Raw genomic sequence first — 15,796 nt, 5'->3', positions numbered from 1 at the left:
GACCTGCCCCCGGACTGCCACGGCGCAAGACCCCGGGTCACCGTCACCACGTCCCTGGAGGTGCTGCGCCAGCAGATCGACTGGGCCACCCTCGGCACCACCACCTACACCACTGGCGCCAGCACCGGCGCGCCCCTGGGTGCGGTCACCGACGACGGGCTCGAGCTGGCGCCCTCGGTGATCCGCCGGCTGGCCTGCGACGCCGACATCATCCCCGTCGCCCTCGGCGGCCGCGGCGAGGTCCTCGACGTCGGCCGCACCTGCCGACTGGTCACCCCAGCGATCTGGCGGGCCGTGGTCTGCCGGGACCGGCACTGCGCCTTCCCCGGCTGCACCCGGCCCCCGCTCATGTGCCACGCCCACCACATCACCCACTGGGCCGACGGCGGCCACACCAAGCTCGAGAACCTCGTCCTGCTCTGCGGCCAGCACCACCGGGTCATCCACCACACCCCCTGGCAGGTCCGCCTCAACCCCCACGACGGCAGACCCGAGTTCCGGCCCCCACCCAAACGCGGGCACCCACCCCCGGAGTGGATCAGAAGCAGACCCCGACGCGAGTGACGTAGGGGCGACCGGCCTCTTGGCAGCGCCCGGAGTCCGTCCCTCCTCTCCCATGTCCGTTACGCCCGGCTCGGCTCATCGAGGGCGGACGTGCCCGAACGGTGCTCGCAGTGACTGGACCCTCAGCGTGCAGATCTCCCGGGCCCGACGCGGGACCCAGGAGATCGATCGATGCCGCTCAGACCGTCTGTACGTCTGGCCGGGCGAGGGGGCGCCCGGCGGGCTCCTGAACCCGGCGGGCGTGCCAAATCCCGAGGGCGACGAGCACCAGCAGGAGTCCGGCGCCCACGAGGGAGACGATCGCGGCGATGCCGGCGATCGTGCCGATGGTCGCGAACGCGTAACCGTAGAGCAGCAGGCCGCGCAGGGTGTTGCCCATGAAGAGCGTCTGGCGCAGGCCGCCGAGCGCCTGCCCTTCGGCGGAGGCCTTCTGCTGGTCGGTCATGGCGATGTACTCACCGCTGACCTCCTCGTAGGTGCGGCCGTCGCTGGCCCCGTTCATGTGGACCAGGATGTAGTGGTCGGCGAAGGCCTTGGCCTCGGGCCCGGTGTCGAGCGGGCTCCCGGCGTACTCCTCGAGTGCGTTCCGGTCGGCCGCGGGCAGGCTCTGCAGGGCCTCACCCTCGGGCATGGTGATGCCCTGCATGGACAGCTGATCGTGGACCTGGTCTCCGATGAAGGCGTTGGCCCACACCAGGAGGCCTCCGGCCACCAGCAGCACGGCGGCCAGGCCGACGCCGGCTCCTGAGATGAGCTTGTCGAGTGCCGAGCGCATTGTTCGTCTCCTTGGACTAGTGCGTGATTGTTGTGTATGCAATTGAAAGTTAAATGAGTGGGCCGAGCGGGCGCAGGGCCGGAGGTCGGCTTGTTTCGGCCAAAGGTCCCTTCCCCGCGGGACTTCTGGGGGGCCTAGGCCGGCTGCGGCTGATCGTCCTCGCGCGGCCCGAAGACGCACAGGGCGTCGAGCTGGCCGACGTCCAGCCCGGGCTGCCCCCAGGCCTGCATCTGCCGGCGCGAGCGGCGGGAGAAGATCGCGCGGTAGAGCTCGTACGGCGCCACCTCGGCCGCGGCCTCGACGTCCGGGTCGCCCCACACGCTGCCGTCGCAGCGCACGGTCACGCCGGCCCGACCGACGAGGCGGGGGCCGGCGGAGTCGAGCACCGGGCGCCACAGCTGCTCGGGCAGGCGGCCCAGGGCAAGGGCTTCGTGGAGGTCGGCGTGGTGGACGGTGACGTCCCAGACCAGCGCCGGGCTGGGGCTGTCGGCGACCGAGTCGGCGACCGCGTCCTGCTGTGCGCGGATCTCCTCGACCAGCACGGTGAGCGGGAGCCGGGCCCGCTCCCCGACGTGACGGGCGGTCCACTCCGGGCCGGGTGCGCCGTCCATCCGCCCGGACAGCGCGTCAGCGGGGCCGCCGGCGAGGTGGGCGTAGACGTCCGCGACGGTCCAGGCGGGGGTGGCCGGCACGTGGGTGGACAGCTGCTCCTCGGCCAGGTCGGTCGCGAGCTTGGTCAGCGCGGTGACGTTGTCGCGGTAGAGCTGTCCCCAGTCGGTCACGGGATCACCGTAGGGCCGCAGCGTCCGGGTGTCGCCGCGCGTCCACGCTGGGAACGGAAGAACTTTTCGGAGAAGGTGTCTTATCCGGGCTGACCCGTTCGTGGAGAAGGTGTCCGGGCCAGCGGGGCCCGAGGATTCGAGGAGGAAGAGCCATGACGCAGTACCTGCTGTCCGTGCACCACGTCGAGGGCGAGCCGATGCCGGAGACGATGGAGGAGATGCAGCCGATCTTCGAGGCCGTGGACCGCTTCAACGACAAGCTGCGCGCCGAGGGCGCCTGGGTGTTCGCCGGGGGACTGCACCCGATCTCCTCGGCCACGACCGTCGACGCCACCGGTGAGAAGCCGATCGTGACAGACGGGCCGTTCGCGGAGTCCAAGGAGTGGCTGGGCGGCTTCTGGGTCATCGAGGCTCCGGACCTCGACGCGGCGCTGCGCTGGGCCACCGAGGGGTCTCGCGCCTGCGCCGGGAAGGTCGAGGTCCGTCCCTTCCAGGACGAGCCCCCCGCGGACGAGCCGGCCTGAGGCCCGGCGGGCGGCCGATGGGTGCCACGGACGAGATCGAGCGGATCTACCGCGCCGAGTACGGCCGGGTGGTCGCCTCCCTGGTGCGGCGCTTCGGCGACATCGACGTCGCCGAGGACGCCGCCGCGGAGGCGCTGCTCGCCGCCGTCGAGCGGTGGCCCGTGCACGGCGTACCACCCAACCCGGGCGGGTGGCTGACGACCACCGCGGGCAACCGCGCGATCGACCGGCTCCGCCGCGAGTCGCACCGCGGCGCCAAGCACCGCGCCGCCCTCCTCGTCATGGACGACACCCCGCACGAGCCGACCGGCGTCGTGACCGACGACCGGCTTCGGCTGGTCTTCACCTGCTGCCACCCCGCCCTCGCGCCCGAGGCGCAGGTGGCGCTGACCCTCCGCCTGCTCGGCGGCCTGACCGTCGCCGAGATCGCGCAGGCCTTCCTGGTCCCCGAGACGACGATGGCGCAGCGGCTCACCCGCGCGAAGCGGAAGATCAGGGAGGCCCGGATCCCCTACCGGGTGCCGGCCGCCGAGGACCTCCCGGCCCGGCTCTCGGCCGTGCTCGCGGTGGTCTACCTCATCCACAACGAGGGCTACCTCGCCAGCGGCGCCGGCGCCCCGGTCCGCGCGGAGCTCACCGGCGAGGCGATCCGGCTGGGGCGGCTGCTGCACGACCTGCTCCCGGAGTCGCCGGAGGTGGCCGGCCTGCTCGCGCTGATGCTGCTCAGCGAGGCGCGGCGCCCGGTGCGGGTCGCCGGCGGCGAGCTGGTGCCGCTGCCCGACCAGGACCGCGGCGGCTGGGACCGGGACCTGATCGCCGAGGGGCACGCGCTGGTCCGCGAGTGCCTGGCCCGGTCCGACCGGACCGGCATCGGCCCCGGGCAGTACCAGCTGCTGGCCGCGGTGAACGCCGTGCACACCGACGCGCCCACCACCGCCGACACCGACTGGGCGCAGATCGCCGCGCTCTACGCCCAGCTCGAGGCGGTCGCGCCCAGCCCGATCGTCACCCTGAACCGGGCGGTCGCGGTGGCCGAGCTCGACGGACCTGAGGTGGCCCTGGCGATGGTCGACCGGCTGCCGCTGGCGGCGTACCACGCCTGGCACGTCACGCGTGCCGAGATGCTGCGCCGGCTCGGCCGCAGCGACGAGGCGCGCACGGCGTACGACGCCGCGATCGAGCTGGCGGGCAACGAGGCCGAGCGGGCCTACCTGACGCGGCGCCGGGGGACGCTCCGGGCCCCGTGAGCCCGGGCCCAACGACTCTGGGGGCGGGACCCGGCCGCGCCTAGCGTCGCGGGCAGGAGGCGAGGCCCGTGTGGTTCTGGATCATGATCATCGTGCTGGTGATCGCGTTGGTGGGGGTCATGCTCGGGGCCCGGCGCCGGCGCTGAAAGTGCGCGCCTGACCGGCGGCTTGCCGCCTAGGGTGGCGGCGTGACCGAAGCCCTGACGCCGCTCGCCCTGCCCGACGCCGACCACGCCGAGGAGTGGGTGGAGGGGCGGACCCGCGACGGGCTGGCGGCCGCGCGCGAGCTGGCCGGACGGCTCCGGTCCGAGCCGCCGGCCGACGCCCTCGCCGCGCTGCGCACCTGGGACGAGATCACGCTGCAGCTGGGCAACGTGGACGCGGTCGGCTCGCTGTGGGCCAACGTGCACCCGCTGGAGCCGGTGCGCACCAGCTGCGAGCGGGCCCAGGTCGAGGTCGACAGGCTCGCGACCGAGCTGCGCCAGGACCGCAGGCTGTACGACGTCTTCGCGGCGCTGGACCCCGCCGGCCTGGATCCGGCCGCCACCCGGCTTCTCGACAAGACCCTCGAGGACTTCCGGCGGGCAGGCGTGGACCGGGACGACGCCACCCGCGCCCGGCTCACCGAGATCAACGAGCGGCTGACGACGCTCGCCCAGGACTTCTCCCGCACCATCCGCGACGACGTCCGGACCGTCCGGGTCACCCCGGAGCAGCTCGACGGGATGCCCGCGGACTGGCTCGCGGACCACCCCGCGGACGACGAGGGGCTCGTCACCGTCACGACCGACTACCCGGACTCGGTGCCGGTGCGGATGTTCGCCCACGACCCGGGGGTACGCCGCGAGGTCACCGTCGCCTTCCTCAACCGCGGCTGGCCGCAGAGCGAGCCGCTGCTCACCGAGATGTTCGCGCTGCGCCACGAGCTCGCGAACCTGGTCGGCCACCCCGACTGGGCCTCCTACGACGCCGCGGTGAAGATGATCGGGACCGGCCCGGCCATCCCCGAGTTCATCGACCGGATCACCGCCGCTGCCGAGGACCCGATGCGGCGCGACCTCGAGGTGCTGCTCGAGCGGTTCCGTCGCGACGCGCCGGACGCGACCGCGATCGACCAGGCCGACGCGAGCCACTACGGGGAGCTGGTCCGCAAGGAGCAGCTCGACGTCGACGCCCAGCTGGTGCGCACCTACTTCGACGCCGCCAAGGTGCGCCAGGGCCTGCTCGACGTCACCGGCCGGCTCTTCGGGCTGCACTGGGAGCCGGTGGCCGACACGCCGACCTGGCACGAGGAGGTCACGGCGTACGACGTCCGCGACGCCGACGGCGGTGCGCCGTTCGCCCGGATCTACCTCGACCTGCACCCGCGCGAGGGCAAGTACAAGCACGCGGCCCAGTTCACCCTGGCCGACGGCGTCGCCGGCCGGCAGCTCTCGGAGGGTGCGCTGGTCTGCAACTTCTCCCGCGGCCTGATGGAGCACGACCACGTGGTCACGCTGTTCCACGAGTTCGGCCACCTCGTCCACCACGTGCTCGCCGGCCGCGCCGAGTGGACGCGCTTCTCCGGGGTCGCCACCGAGTGGGACTTCGTGGAGGCGCCCAGCCAGATGCTGGAGGAGTGGGCGTGGGACGCCGACATCCTGCGCAGCTTCGCCACTAACGCCGACGGCGAGCCGATCCCCGCCGACCTGGTCGCGCGGATGCGGGCGGCCGACGACTTCGGGAAGGGCTACCACGCACGCACGCAGATGTTCTACGCCGCGATGTCCTACTGGTTCCACACCGAGCGGCCGGCGGACCTGACCGCGCGGATGCGCGAGCTGCAGGCGGCGTACTCGCCGTTCCCGTGGATCGAGGACACCCACATGTTCGCGAGCTTCGGCCACCTCGGGGGCTACTCCTCGGCGTACTACACCTACATGTGGTCGCTGGTCATCGCCAAGGACCTGTTCAGCGCCTTCGACCCCGAGGACCTGTTCGCGCCCGAGGTGGCCCGCCGCTACCGCGACCTGGTGCTGGCCCCCGGGGGAAGCAGGGACGCCGCCGACCTGGTCGCCGACTTCCTCGGCCGCCCGTACACCTTCGACGCGTACGCCGCCTGGCTGGCGCGCTGAGCAGCGCGGCGCGCTCGCCGGGGCGGGATCGTGCCCCGGTGAGATGTGCCCGAAGAGCCCTTGTCCGGCGTCCCCTCACGCGTACTATGGCGATATATCGCGAACTGTCGACGATAGTCCGCGCCGCGACGGCCTGGGAGGGCGAGATGGGCAGCTGGGACATGGGGAACTGGGCGAGCTGGGGCGGTCCGTGGCCTGCCGGCCGGCCGGGAGGAGGCGGGCTGCCGGGACCGCCGCCGTGGGTGGCCGGGCTGTTCGGCGCGCCCCAGCAGGAGCAGCGTGGACCCAAGGTCCGGCGCGGCGACGTGCGGGCGGCGATCCTCGACGTGCTGCGGGCCAGCCTGAAGGCGGGTGAGCCGGTCAACGGCTACCAGGTGATCCAGCAGATCGCCGAGCGGTCGGGCGGCGCCTGGCGGCCGAGCCCGGGCTCGGTCTACCCGACCATCCAGCAGCTCGAGGACGAGGGCCTGGTGGAGGCCGACGACGAGCGCGGCCGTCGCACGCTGCGGCTGACCGCCGCCGGTCAGACCTACGTCTCCGACAACGCCGACGAGCTGGCCGCCGTGTGGACCCCGTTCGAGTCGCCCCGGCGCGACCAGGAGCACGGCGTCGGCTTCTCCGACCTCAAGCCCGAGATCGGGCAGGTGATGGGCGCGGTCTGGCAGATCGTCACCCAGGGCTCCGAGCGCCAGCGGCGCGACGCGGTCGAGATCCTCGTCGACACCCGGCGTCGCCTCTACGGACTGCTGGCCGACGGCGACGAGGGGGACGAGGCGACGTCATGAGCGACCAGCACCTCCGGCTCAGCGACGCCGAGCGCGACCGGGCGGCGACCGAGCTGGCCGAGCACTACGCGCAGGGCCGACTCACCCCCGAGGAGCACGGCGACCGGCTGGACCGGATCTGGGCCGCCCGGACCCGTGGCGAGCTGACGCCGGTCTTCCGGGACCTGCCCGGCAGCGCGTACGCCCCCGCCCCGCTGCGCGGTCTCTGGCCGGCGGCGCCTCCCGCGCCGAGGCCGCGCGGCCTGCCCGGCCCCCTGATCGCCCTGCTGGTGGTGCTCCTGGTGATCACCGTGCTGACGCACATCCCGATCATCCTGATCGGGCTGCTGGTCTGGTTCTTCGTGGTCCCGCGGCTGCGCCGCCGCACCACCGTCCGGCGCTGGTGACCCGGCGACGAGCTGCCGTGAAGGCCAGGTGGTCAGCTCACCGCCAGCCCGTTCGCGAGCAGCTCGTCGGTCCAGGCGAAGCAGGAGGCCGAGAGCTCGGCCAGGTCGCCGTTGCCGGGCAGCAGCGCCGAGATCCGGTTCGCCACGTCGGCGGGCAGGTCGGTGTGCAGGTAGCGCAGCCCGTAGTCGTGGCGCCAGGGACAGTGCTCGATCCGCAGCAGGCGCACCAGCGGCGAGAGCGCGAAGTTCAGGTAGAACGCGATCGCCTCGGGCATCTGGCCGCGACGCAGTGACCGGTTGACCAGCCACTCGGCGGTGGCGCGCCGCTGCACGATCTGCTCGACGCCCTCCTCGATCGCGCGTCGCATCGCCTCCTCGTCGTCGTGGCGCAGCTCGACCAGCCCGTCGGGGTCGTGCACCACGATCGGGGTGCCGTGCCGGCGAACGTCGATGAACCGGTGTGCGTCGGAGAGCTCGGAGATGTGCAGGTCGACGATCCGGGTCGGCTCCTTGAGCGCTCCCGGCCGCTGCTGGTGGTTGACGAAGCACTGCCGGCCGTCCGGCCAGGTCGCCCTCGGCAGCTCCCACACGTGGTCGACGTCGAAGTCCTCGCGGATCCTGGCCACCAGCCGGTCGTGCACGGCATCGGCCTCGCCCGGGGTGCACAGCAGGTCGACGTCGAGGTCCGACCACTCGTCGTACCCGCCCGTGGCGGCGGAGCCGCCGACCCACACGACGCGGACGTCGGGGTCCGTAGCACCCTGGTCGGCCAGCCAGGCCAGCCAGTCGTCGTAGCGGGACAGGTCCGTGACGAAAGAATTCATGGTGGCTATGGTCACACCCGGCCCGAAAACGGGTACCACTCACTCGGAGGGTACTGATGACAGACAATTCCCCTCGCCCGTCGGGCGACTCGTCACGAGGACTCTGGGTCCTCATCCTGGTGCTGCTGGCACCGGCAGTGGTGATCCCGCTGCTGGTCCCGCTCTACGACAAGACCGACCCCACCCTGTGGGGCTTCCCCTTCTTCTTCTGGGCCCAGCTGGCGATGATCCCGGCCGCCGTCGTGCTCACCGTGGCCTCCTACTACCTCGCGAAGAGCGCCGACCGTCGTGACCGGGCGGCCCGGGCGGCGGGACGGGGGGCACAGCGATGAGCGGCGTCAGCACCATCACGTTCAGCGTCTTCCTGTTCTTCTTCCTGCTGGTCACGGTCCTCGGCTTCGCGGCCGCCCGCTGGCGTCGGGCGAAGGCGCTGGACAACCTCGACGAGTGGGGCCTCGGCGGCCGCGGCTTCGGGACGTTCATCGCCTGGTTCCTGATCGGCGGTGACCTCTACACGGCGTACACGTTCGTGGCGGTGCCCGCCCTGCTGTACGCCGGCAGCTCGATCGGCTTCTTCGCGGTGCCGTACACGATCGTGATCTACCCGCTGATCTTCCTGTTCCTGCCGCGGCTGTGGTCGGTCTCGCACCGGCACGGCTACGTCACCCCGGCCGACTTCGTGCAGGGCCGCTACGACAGTCGCCCCCTGGCGACCGCGGTGGCGCTCACCGGCATCCTCGCGACGATGCCCTACATCGCGCTGCAGCTGGTCGGCATGCAGGTCGTCCTCGAGGTGATGGGCATCGGCACGGACAGCGACAACTGGTTCGTCAAGGACCTCCCGCTGTTCATCGCCTTCGTGGTGCTCGCGGCGTACACCTACTCCTCGGGCCTCCGGGCACCCGCGCTGATCGCGTTCGTCAAGGACCTGCTGATCTACATCGTGATCATCGCCGCCGTGCTCTACCTGCCCTCGCAGGTCGGCGGGTGGGACAACATCTTCGCGACCGCCACCGACTCGTTCGCGAGCTTCAACAGCTCGAACGCCGACGCGATCGCCGCCGGCCAGGCCGCCCCGAAGGGCGTGATCCCGGCGCCGCTGCTGCACTGGGCGTACGCCTCGCTGGCCCTCGGCTCGGCGCTGGCGCTGTTCATGTACCCCCACTCGGTGACCGCGGTGCTGTCGACGCGGGAGCGCTCGGTGATCCGCCGCAACGCCGCGCTGCTGCCGGCGTACTCCTTCCTGCTGGGGCTGCTCGCCCTGCTCGGCTTCGTCGCCATCGCGGCCGGGGTCAAGGTGACCAACCCGCAGCAGGCGGTGCCGCAGCTGTTCGAGAACGAGTTCCCCGACTGGTTCGCCGGCGTCGCGTTCGCGGCCATCGTGATCGGCGCCCTCGTGCCCGCCGCGATCATGTCGATCGCGGCCGCGAACCTGTGGACCCGCAACATCTACAAGGCGTTCATCAACCGGGGCGCCACCCCCTCCCAGGAGGCGCAGCAGAGCAAGCTGGCCTCGCTGCTGGTGAAGTTCGGCGCGCTGGCGTTCGTGCTGTTCGTGTCGACGACCTACGCCCTCGACCTGCAGCTGCTCGGCGGCGTCTGGATCCTGCAGACGTTCCCTGCGATCGTGATCGGGCTCTACACCCGGTTCTTCCACCGGACGGCGCTGTTGGTCGGCTGGGCGGTCGGCATGCTCTACGGCACGTGGACGGCGTACAACAACCCGAAGGTCGGGGACCCCGGGAGCCACTTCGGCAGCCCGCTCGACCCGTTCCTGAGCGTGCCCTGGTCGGACTGGATGCCCTTCGACACCTTGATGTACATCGGTTTCACCGCCCTGCTGCTCAACCTGGTGGTGAGCGTCGGCCTCTCGGTCGGGCTGCGCGCGATGAACATCGACGAGGGTGTCGACCAGACCCACCCCGACGACTACCACGCGGACCTCGGCGACGAGGGCGTCGAGGAGGAGCTGGACCCGGGGGCGCCCGCCCACGCCTGAACGTCTCGGGGCTGACGCGTGCGTCCCGGCGCACGCCTCAGCCCCGAGACAGGGTTTCGGGGCGGTCCGGACTGGCTACTGTCGAGGCGTGACGACCCCATCGTTCGACCTCGACCAGGACCACCTCGACCTGCGGGAATGGGTCCACACCTTCGCCGCGGACGTCGTCCGTCCGGCCGCGGCCGAGTGGGACGAGCGGGAGGAGTTCCCCTGGCCGGTGCTCGAGGAGGCGGCCAAGATCGGGCTCTACTCCCTGGACTTCTTCGCCACCCAGGCGTTCGACGAGACCGGGCTCGGCATCCCGATCACCATGGAGGAGCTGTTCTGGGGTGACGCCGGCATCGGCCTCTCGATCGTCGGCACCGCGCTGGCCGCGGCGGGGGTCCGCGCCAACGGCACCGACGAGCAGGTCGGTGAGTGGGTGCCCCAGATGTTCGGGTCGCCCGGTGACCTGAAGCTCGCGGCGTTCTGCTCCTCCGAGCCCGACGCCGGCTCCGACGTCGGCGCGATGCGCACCCGCGCGACGTACGACGAGGCGAGCGACGAGTGGGTGCTCAACGGGACCAAGACCTGGGCCACCAACGGCGGCCTCGCCGACGTCCACGTCGTCACCGCGGTGGTCGACCCCGAGCTGCGCACCCGCGGGCAGGCCAGCTTCGTGGTGCCGCCCGGGACCAAGGGCCTCAGCCAGGGCCAGAAGTTCCACAAGCACGGCATCCGCGCCTCCCACACCGCCGAGGTGGTCCTCGACGGCGTGCGGGTGCCGGGGCGCTGCCTGCTCGGCGGCAGGGAGAAGCTCGAGGCCAGGATGGCCAGGGCGCGCGAGGGGACCGGCTCCGGCGGCGCGAACGCGAGCATGGCGACCTTCGAGCGGACCCGGCCCGCGGTGGGCGCGCAGGCCATCGGCATCGCGCGCGCGGCGTACGAGGTGGCGCTGGACTACGCGAGGACCCGCGAGCAGTTCGGCAAGCCGATCATCGAGAACCAGGCGATCGCGTTCATGCTGGCCGACATGGCCACCTCGATCGAGGCCTCCCGGCTGCTGGTGTGGCGGGCCGCGTGGATGGCGCGCCAGGGCAAGAGGTTCGAGAACGCCGAGGGGTCGATGTCCAAGCTGTTCGCCGGCGAGACCGCGGTGAAGGTGACCGAGCGCGCCATGCAGATCCTCGGCGGCAACGGCTTCACCCGCGAGTACCCGGTCGAGCGGATGGCGCGCGACGCGAAGATCTACACGATCTTCGAGGGCACCTCCGAGATCCAGCGACTGGTCATCGCGCGTTCGATCTCGGGCTCGCCCATCCGCTGATGCGAGAGGACCTGCGCGCCCGGGTGCGCGAACGCTGGGACGACCCGGTCTTCTGGTCCGCGGTGGTCCAGGTCGCCAAGACCGTGGCCGCGGCGGTGATCGCGTGGATGATCGCGACCCGGGTGTGGCACCTGCCGCTGTCGTTCCTCGCGCCCTGGGCGGCGCTGCTGGTCGTGCACTCGACGGTCTACCGCACCTTCTCCGAGGGTGCCCGCCAGGTCGGCGGAGCCGTGCTCGGCGTGCTGGTGGCCTGGGCGGCGGGGAACCTGTTCGGCCTCGGCCCGACCTCGGTCGCGGTCGCGCTGCTCGTCGGCTTCGCGGCCGGGGCGCTGCCCTGGCTGTCGGGCCAGGGGACGGCCGTGGCGGCGACGGCGGTCGTCGTGCTGACCACCGGTTTCGCCACCGACGACACCATGCTCGTGCACCGTCTCTCGGACACGGCCATCGGGATCGCCACCGGCCTGCTGGTCAACCTCGTCGTCTGGCCGCCGCTGCGGGCGCGCACCGCCATCGCCGCCATGAACGCCCTCGACGACCGGATCGGCGAGCTGCTCGGCGACATCGGGGACGGCCTCGCGGCCGGGTGCACGCGGGAGGACGTGCGCGGCTGGATCGACCGGACCCGGGGCCTCGACCAGGACGTCGACCAGGCCTGGGCGCTGGTGCGGCAGGCCCGCGAGAGCGCGCGGATGAATCCGCGCCGCTCCGCACAGGCGCTGCGCAACCCGCAGGAGTGGCTCCTGCTGCTGCGCCGGCTCGAGCAGGCCGTCGCCGAGACCCGCAGCATGGCCGAGACGATCGACCACGGCATGGACGAGAGCGGCGACTGGCGGTCGGTCTTCCGGGAGGCGTACGTCGTGCTCCTGCGTGACGCCGGGCGGGCGATCACCTCCGCGGACCCGGTCTCGATCCTCGCGGTCCGCGACCGGCTCAACGACCTCGTCGACCGGCTCGGCTCCGAGCAGCCCGCCCCCCGGCTCTGGCCGGTCTACGGCGCGCTGATCATCAACCTGCGCAACATCGTCGACTCGATGGACGAGGTGGCCAAGGCGAACCCGCTGAGCCAGCCGCCGCTCCCGTTCGCCCGGACCGGGCTGTGACCCGGTGGTGACCCGGCGTACGACGGGTGGCGCGGCCCGGGGCGAGCGGCACCGGTTCCGCGGGTCGATCGCCGGCGCCGGCAGCACCAGCGGGACCAGGGTGGTGGTCGGTCAGTGGCGCGAGTCGCCCCTGGGCTCCTTCTCCGACGCGATGGTCGAGACCGCCTCCGGTCACCGGGTGCTGCTCGCGCCGCGGCCCGAGGTGGCCGAGTTCATCGAGGCGACGTACCGCTTCGACGAGACCCGCATCGAGCCGGTCGAGATGGTCGTGGCGGGTCGGACGTGGTCGTTCCGCTCCCCGTCCCTCTCGCTGGACCTCACCGTGGGTGGCCGGACGCCGGTGGGCCGGCTGCTGCGGTGGGTGCCCGCCCGGGTCGCCGAGAGCCCGGCCTGGTGTGCCCTGACCGACCCGGTGGCGCGGGTGGTGCTGCGCGGGGTCCGGACCCGCGGCACCGCCGGCAACGGGCGCCGCGAGTGGTACGGCGCCACCGACACCCGCGCCGTGACCGCCGCGGGCGGCCGCTTCGACGGGCTGGAGCTGGGCGATCTCGCACCCGTCGACCCGCCGTGCCGCTTCGGGTTCTCCTCCACTCCGCGGCGACCCTCGGTCACCGAGGTCGTCACCACCGTCGAGTCGGCGCAGTTGTACCGGCAGTGACCGTCGAGTCGGCGCAGTTGTACGCCGAGCGAGGTCAAACTGCGCCGACTCGGCCGGGCCGCAGCGTGAAACTGCGCCGACTCGGCCGGGCTGGGGCGTGAAACTGCGCCGACTCGGCTCAGAGGTCGATGGCGCGGTTCACCCAGGTGGAGGTGACGACCATCCCGACCCGCTCGTAGATCTCGCGGGCGCCGGCCCGGGTGTCGGTCGAGAGGTAGGAGCGAACCGCGCCGTGCTCGCGGGCCCGGGCGAAGGCGTCGGCCAGGAGGCTGCGCGAGAGGCCGCGGCCGCGGTGGTCGGGGCGGACGGCGACGCGGGCGACGTACCCGCTCTCGCCGGAGAGGAAGACGTGGGTGGCACCGACGAGCTCGCCGCCCGGCGCGTGCAGCAGCCGGAGGTTCCACGGCTCGAAGCCGGGGCGCCCCCAGACCATTGCGCCCCAGTCCTCCAGACTGTGCCGCTGACGGTCTGACCACTCGAGGAACGCGTCCTCGACCAGGGTCCACGCCGCCTCGTGGTCGGCCTCGGTCGCGTCGCGGAGCGTGAAGCCTCCGGGCAGCGGCTGCTCGTCGATCCGACGACCCTCCGGAAGCTCGAGGTCCCAGGCCGTCCAACGCAGCCGGTATCCCAGGTCCGTCATCAGCCGGTCGGCCGCGCTGCCCTGCGGCACCTGGGTGCCGATGACCGTCGACCCGGCCGCGCGGGCGGTCGCCTGCAGCCAGTGCGCGATGGCGGTGCCGATGCCGCGTCCCTGGTGGTCGGGGTGCACCGCGGCGTACGCCGTGTCCGGGCCGGCAAGATCGCCGTACCCGACCAGGCTGTCCCCCTCGAAGACGCCGATCGTGCTCGTGGTGATGTCGTACGACGGGCGCTGCCAGTCGCTCACGACATCCTCGAGCGTCAGGTCCGGCTCGCCCAGGTCGACGACCTCCTCCGCCGCGATCGCGGCATGGACGCCGGGGCCGTCGGCCATCGTGAGCGGCCGGGCGGTGAGGCCCGCGGGGAGGTCGAGGTGGGTCATCGGGTCGCCGCCGGCGTGACCTCGATGGCGCGGTTGACCCAGACCGACGTGATCTGCATGCCGACCTTCTCGTAGAGGCCGAGCGTGCCGGTGCGGGAGTCGGTGGAGAGCTCGCAGCGCTCGGCGCCGCGCTCGACCGCCTGGGCGAAGGCGTCGACCAGGAGCGCCTGGGCCAGGCCCTTGCCGCGCTGGTCCTGGCGGGTCGCGAGCCGGGCGATGAAGGCGCACGTCGGGCTCATCTGCACGACGGCCAGGGCGACGACCTCGCCGGCCGGGTCGGTGACGACGCGGAGGTTCCACGGCTCGAAGCCGGGCCGGCGCGGGATCTCGGCCTCCCACTGCTCGAACGGCTCGCGCTCGCGGGCCGACCACTCCAGGAAGGCGTCCTCCTGCACGGTCCAGCAGGCGCGGTGGTCGTCCTCGGTGGCCGCGCGGACGGCGTACCCCTCGGGCAGCGGGCGCTCCGGGATCCGCGCGCCCTCGGGGAGCTGCAGGACCCAGCTGGTCCAGCGCACGTGGTAGCCGAGAGACTCGAGCAGCTTGTCGCCCGGCGAGTCCTGCGGCACCGGCATGCCGATGACGGAGGCGCCCGCCTCGCGGGCCCGGGCCTGCATCCACAGGGCGAGCCGGGTGCCGATGCCGCGGCCGTTGTGGTCGGGGTGCACCGAGGCGTCGCCCCGGTCGCCGGTGGTCACCTCGGCGTAGCCGATCAGCCGGTCACCCTCGAAGACGCCCACGGCGTGCTCGCTGACGACGTACCCGGGGACCTGCCAGTCGGCGACGATGTCGGCCTCCTCGATGGAGACCTCGCCGGTGTCGGCGAGCTGCTGGGCGGCCATCACCGCGGTCACCGCGGCGGCGTCGGAGGCGACCAGCGGCCGAGCGGTGAGGCCGGCGGGGAGGTCGAGCGTTGCGGTCATGCGCGTCATTGCAGCAGGAAATGGCCGACGGGGCCGCCGAATTTTCTCGGCGGCCCGGTCCGGACCGTGGTGCAGCAGGGTGGTCTCGACAAGCTCGACCACCGGGCCGAGCTCGACCACCGGGCCGAGCTCGACCACCGAAGGTGTCAGGCGCTCTGGATCGCCGAGACGTCGAACTCGAGCTTGATCTTCTCGGAGACGAGCACGCCGCCGGTCTCGAGTGCGGCGTTCCAGGTCAGGTCCCAGTCCTTGCGGTTGATCGCGGTCGCACCCTCGAAGCCGACCCGCAGGTTGCCGAAGGGGTCGCGGGCGGAGCCGGTGGACTCGAACTCGATGGTGACCGGCTTGGCAACACCCTTCATGGTCAGGTCGCCGGTGATCAGCCAGGTGGACTCGTCCTCGCGCTCGACCTTGGTCGAGACGAAGGTGATCTCCTTGTTGTTGTCGGCGTCGAAGAAGTCGGCGGAGCGCAGGTGGCCGTCGCGGTCGGCGACGCCGGTGTCGATGCTGCCGGTCTGGATGGTCAGCTCGACCTTCGAGGCGCCCGGGTTCGCGGCGTCGATGTGGGCCGTGCCCGAGAAGTCGGTGAACTGGCCGCGCACGGTCGTGACCATGGCGTGGCGGGCGCTGAAGCCGAGCCGGCTGTGGGTCGGGTCGATGGTGTAGTCGCCGGTGATGTCCCCGACGGCGGCGGTGGGGGCGTCGAAGGTCTCGACGGGGGCGGCGGTCTTGGTGCTCTTGAAGAAGTTCATGGTCTGCTCCTGCGGTCGGGTTTGTTCAACTTTCAATCA

17 protein-coding genes are annotated in these 15,796 nt (G+C 72.3%); 11 read left to right on the top strand and 6 right to left on the bottom strand.

What is annotated here, in order from left to right:
- Positions 1 to 564, top strand: a 564-nt coding sequence (locus ABD268_RS15405) for an HNH endonuclease signature motif containing protein (protein ID WP_344153999.1), incomplete at its 5' end; no start/stop codon positions are given.
- Positions 565 to 742: 178 nt separating this feature from the next.
- Here the strand turns inward: ABD268_RS15405 and ABD268_RS15400 are convergent.
- Both ABD268_RS15400 and ABD268_RS15395 read right to left on the bottom strand, forming a co-directional pair.
- Entirely contained in the window at positions 743 to 1,339 is a 597-nt protein-coding gene (locus ABD268_RS15400; RefSeq protein ID WP_344153997.1) for a hypothetical protein, read from the bottom strand.
- 134 nt (positions 1,340 to 1,473) lie between these two features.
- Positions 1,474 to 2,121 carry a maleylpyruvate isomerase N-terminal domain-containing protein gene (locus tag ABD268_RS15395; protein WP_344153994.1) on the bottom strand — a complete coding sequence of 216 codons (648 nt, stop codon included), beginning with the start codon at positions 2,119 to 2,121 and terminating at the stop codon, positions 1,474 to 1,476.
- Positions 2,122 to 2,273: 152 nt separating this feature from the next.
- On the opposite strand from ABD268_RS15395, the gene ABD268_RS15390 reads away from it, so the two are divergent.
- From ABD268_RS15390 to ABD268_RS15370, 5 genes are all read left to right on the top strand, one after another.
- Positions 2,274 to 2,645 (top strand): YciI family protein, encoded by a 372-nt coding sequence (locus ABD268_RS15390; protein WP_344153991.1) that lies wholly within the window; start codon positions 2,274 to 2,276, stop codon positions 2,643 to 2,645.
- A gap of 17 nt (positions 2,646 to 2,662) precedes the next feature.
- Entirely contained in the window at positions 2,663 to 3,892 is a 1,230-nt protein-coding gene (locus ABD268_RS15385; RefSeq protein ID WP_344153988.1) for an RNA polymerase sigma factor, read from the top strand.
- A 188-nt stretch (positions 3,893 to 4,080) separates the two neighbouring features.
- Complete coding sequence (locus ABD268_RS15380) at positions 4,081 to 6,006, top strand: M3 family metallopeptidase (RefSeq protein WP_344153985.1); 1,926 nt, start codon at positions 4,081 to 4,083, stop codon at positions 6,004 to 6,006.
- 146 nt (positions 6,007 to 6,152) lie between these two features.
- Positions 6,153 to 6,791, top strand: coding sequence for a PadR family transcriptional regulator (locus ABD268_RS15375; RefSeq protein ID WP_344153982.1), 639 nt, complete (start codon positions 6,153 to 6,155; stop codon positions 6,789 to 6,791).
- Complete coding sequence (locus ABD268_RS15370) at positions 6,788 to 7,177, top strand: DUF1707 SHOCT-like domain-containing protein (protein ID WP_344153979.1); 390 nt, start codon at positions 6,788 to 6,790, stop codon at positions 7,175 to 7,177. Before ABD268_RS15375 ends, ABD268_RS15370 begins: the two co-directional genes overlap by 4 nt.
- A gap of 32 nt (positions 7,178 to 7,209) precedes the next feature.
- On the opposite strand, the gene ABD268_RS15365 is transcribed toward ABD268_RS15370, so the two are convergent.
- Positions 7,210 to 8,001, bottom strand: a complete 792-nt coding sequence (locus ABD268_RS15365; protein ID WP_344153976.1) for a hypothetical protein — start codon at positions 7,999 to 8,001, stop codon at positions 7,210 to 7,212.
- Between the two features lie 56 nt (positions 8,002 to 8,057).
- Here ABD268_RS15365 and ABD268_RS15360 point away from each other — a divergent pair, with 56 nt between their 5' ends.
- The 5 genes from ABD268_RS15360 to ABD268_RS15340 all read left to right on the top strand — a co-directional run bounded on the left by ABD268_RS15360 (position 8,058) and on the right by ABD268_RS15340 (position 13,064).
- Positions 8,058 to 8,333 (top strand): DUF3311 domain-containing protein, encoded by a 276-nt coding sequence (locus ABD268_RS15360; RefSeq protein WP_344153973.1) that lies wholly within the window; start codon positions 8,058 to 8,060, stop codon positions 8,331 to 8,333.
- Positions 8,330 to 10,000 carry a monocarboxylate uptake permease MctP gene (gene mctP, locus ABD268_RS15355; RefSeq protein ID WP_344153970.1) on the top strand — a complete coding sequence of 557 codons (1,671 nt, stop codon included), beginning with the start codon at positions 8,330 to 8,332 and terminating at the stop codon, positions 9,998 to 10,000. The genes ABD268_RS15360 and mctP overlap by 4 nt, the downstream gene beginning before the upstream one ends.
- Positions 10,001 to 10,088: 88 nt before the next feature.
- Positions 10,089 to 11,306 (top strand): acyl-CoA dehydrogenase family protein, encoded by a 1,218-nt coding sequence (locus ABD268_RS15350; protein ID WP_344153967.1) that lies wholly within the window; start codon positions 10,089 to 10,091, stop codon positions 11,304 to 11,306.
- A complete protein-coding gene (locus ABD268_RS15345) occupies positions 11,306 to 12,406 on the top strand; it encodes an FUSC family protein (protein WP_344153964.1) in 1,101 nt (366 codons plus the stop codon). The genes ABD268_RS15350 and ABD268_RS15345 overlap by 1 nt, the downstream gene beginning before the upstream one ends.
- A gap of 7 nt (positions 12,407 to 12,413) precedes the next feature.
- Positions 12,414 to 13,064: a hypothetical protein gene (locus ABD268_RS15340; RefSeq protein ID WP_344153961.1), complete on the top strand. Its 651-nt coding sequence runs from the start codon at positions 12,414 to 12,416 to the stop codon at positions 13,062 to 13,064.
- Positions 13,065 to 13,182: 118 nt separating this feature from the next.
- Here the strand turns inward: ABD268_RS15340 and ABD268_RS15335 are convergent, their stop codons facing one another.
- The 3 genes from ABD268_RS15335 to ABD268_RS15325 form a co-directional block, all read right to left on the bottom strand.
- Positions 13,183 to 14,085 (bottom strand): GNAT family N-acetyltransferase, encoded by a 903-nt coding sequence (locus ABD268_RS15335; RefSeq protein ID WP_344153958.1) that lies wholly within the window; start codon positions 14,083 to 14,085, stop codon positions 13,183 to 13,185.
- Complete coding sequence (locus tag ABD268_RS15330) at positions 14,082 to 15,005, bottom strand: GNAT family N-acetyltransferase (RefSeq protein WP_344153955.1); 924 nt, start codon at positions 15,003 to 15,005, stop codon at positions 14,082 to 14,084. Before ABD268_RS15330 ends, ABD268_RS15335 begins: the two co-directional genes overlap by 4 nt.
- 146 nt (positions 15,006 to 15,151) lie before the next feature.
- Complete coding sequence (locus tag ABD268_RS15325; protein WP_344153952.1) at positions 15,152 to 15,757, bottom strand: YceI family protein; 606 nt, start codon at positions 15,755 to 15,757, stop codon at positions 15,152 to 15,154.
- Positions 15,758 to 15,796: the final 39 nt, after the last annotated feature.

It is taken from the genome of Nocardioides koreensis (genome assembly GCF_039531775.1).
Lineage (GTDB): Bacteria > Actinomycetota > Actinomycetes > Propionibacteriales > Nocardioidaceae > Nocardioides > Nocardioides koreensis.
Note: the sequence above shows the minus strand (reverse complement) of the source record. Positions and strands in the feature narration are given on the sequence as shown.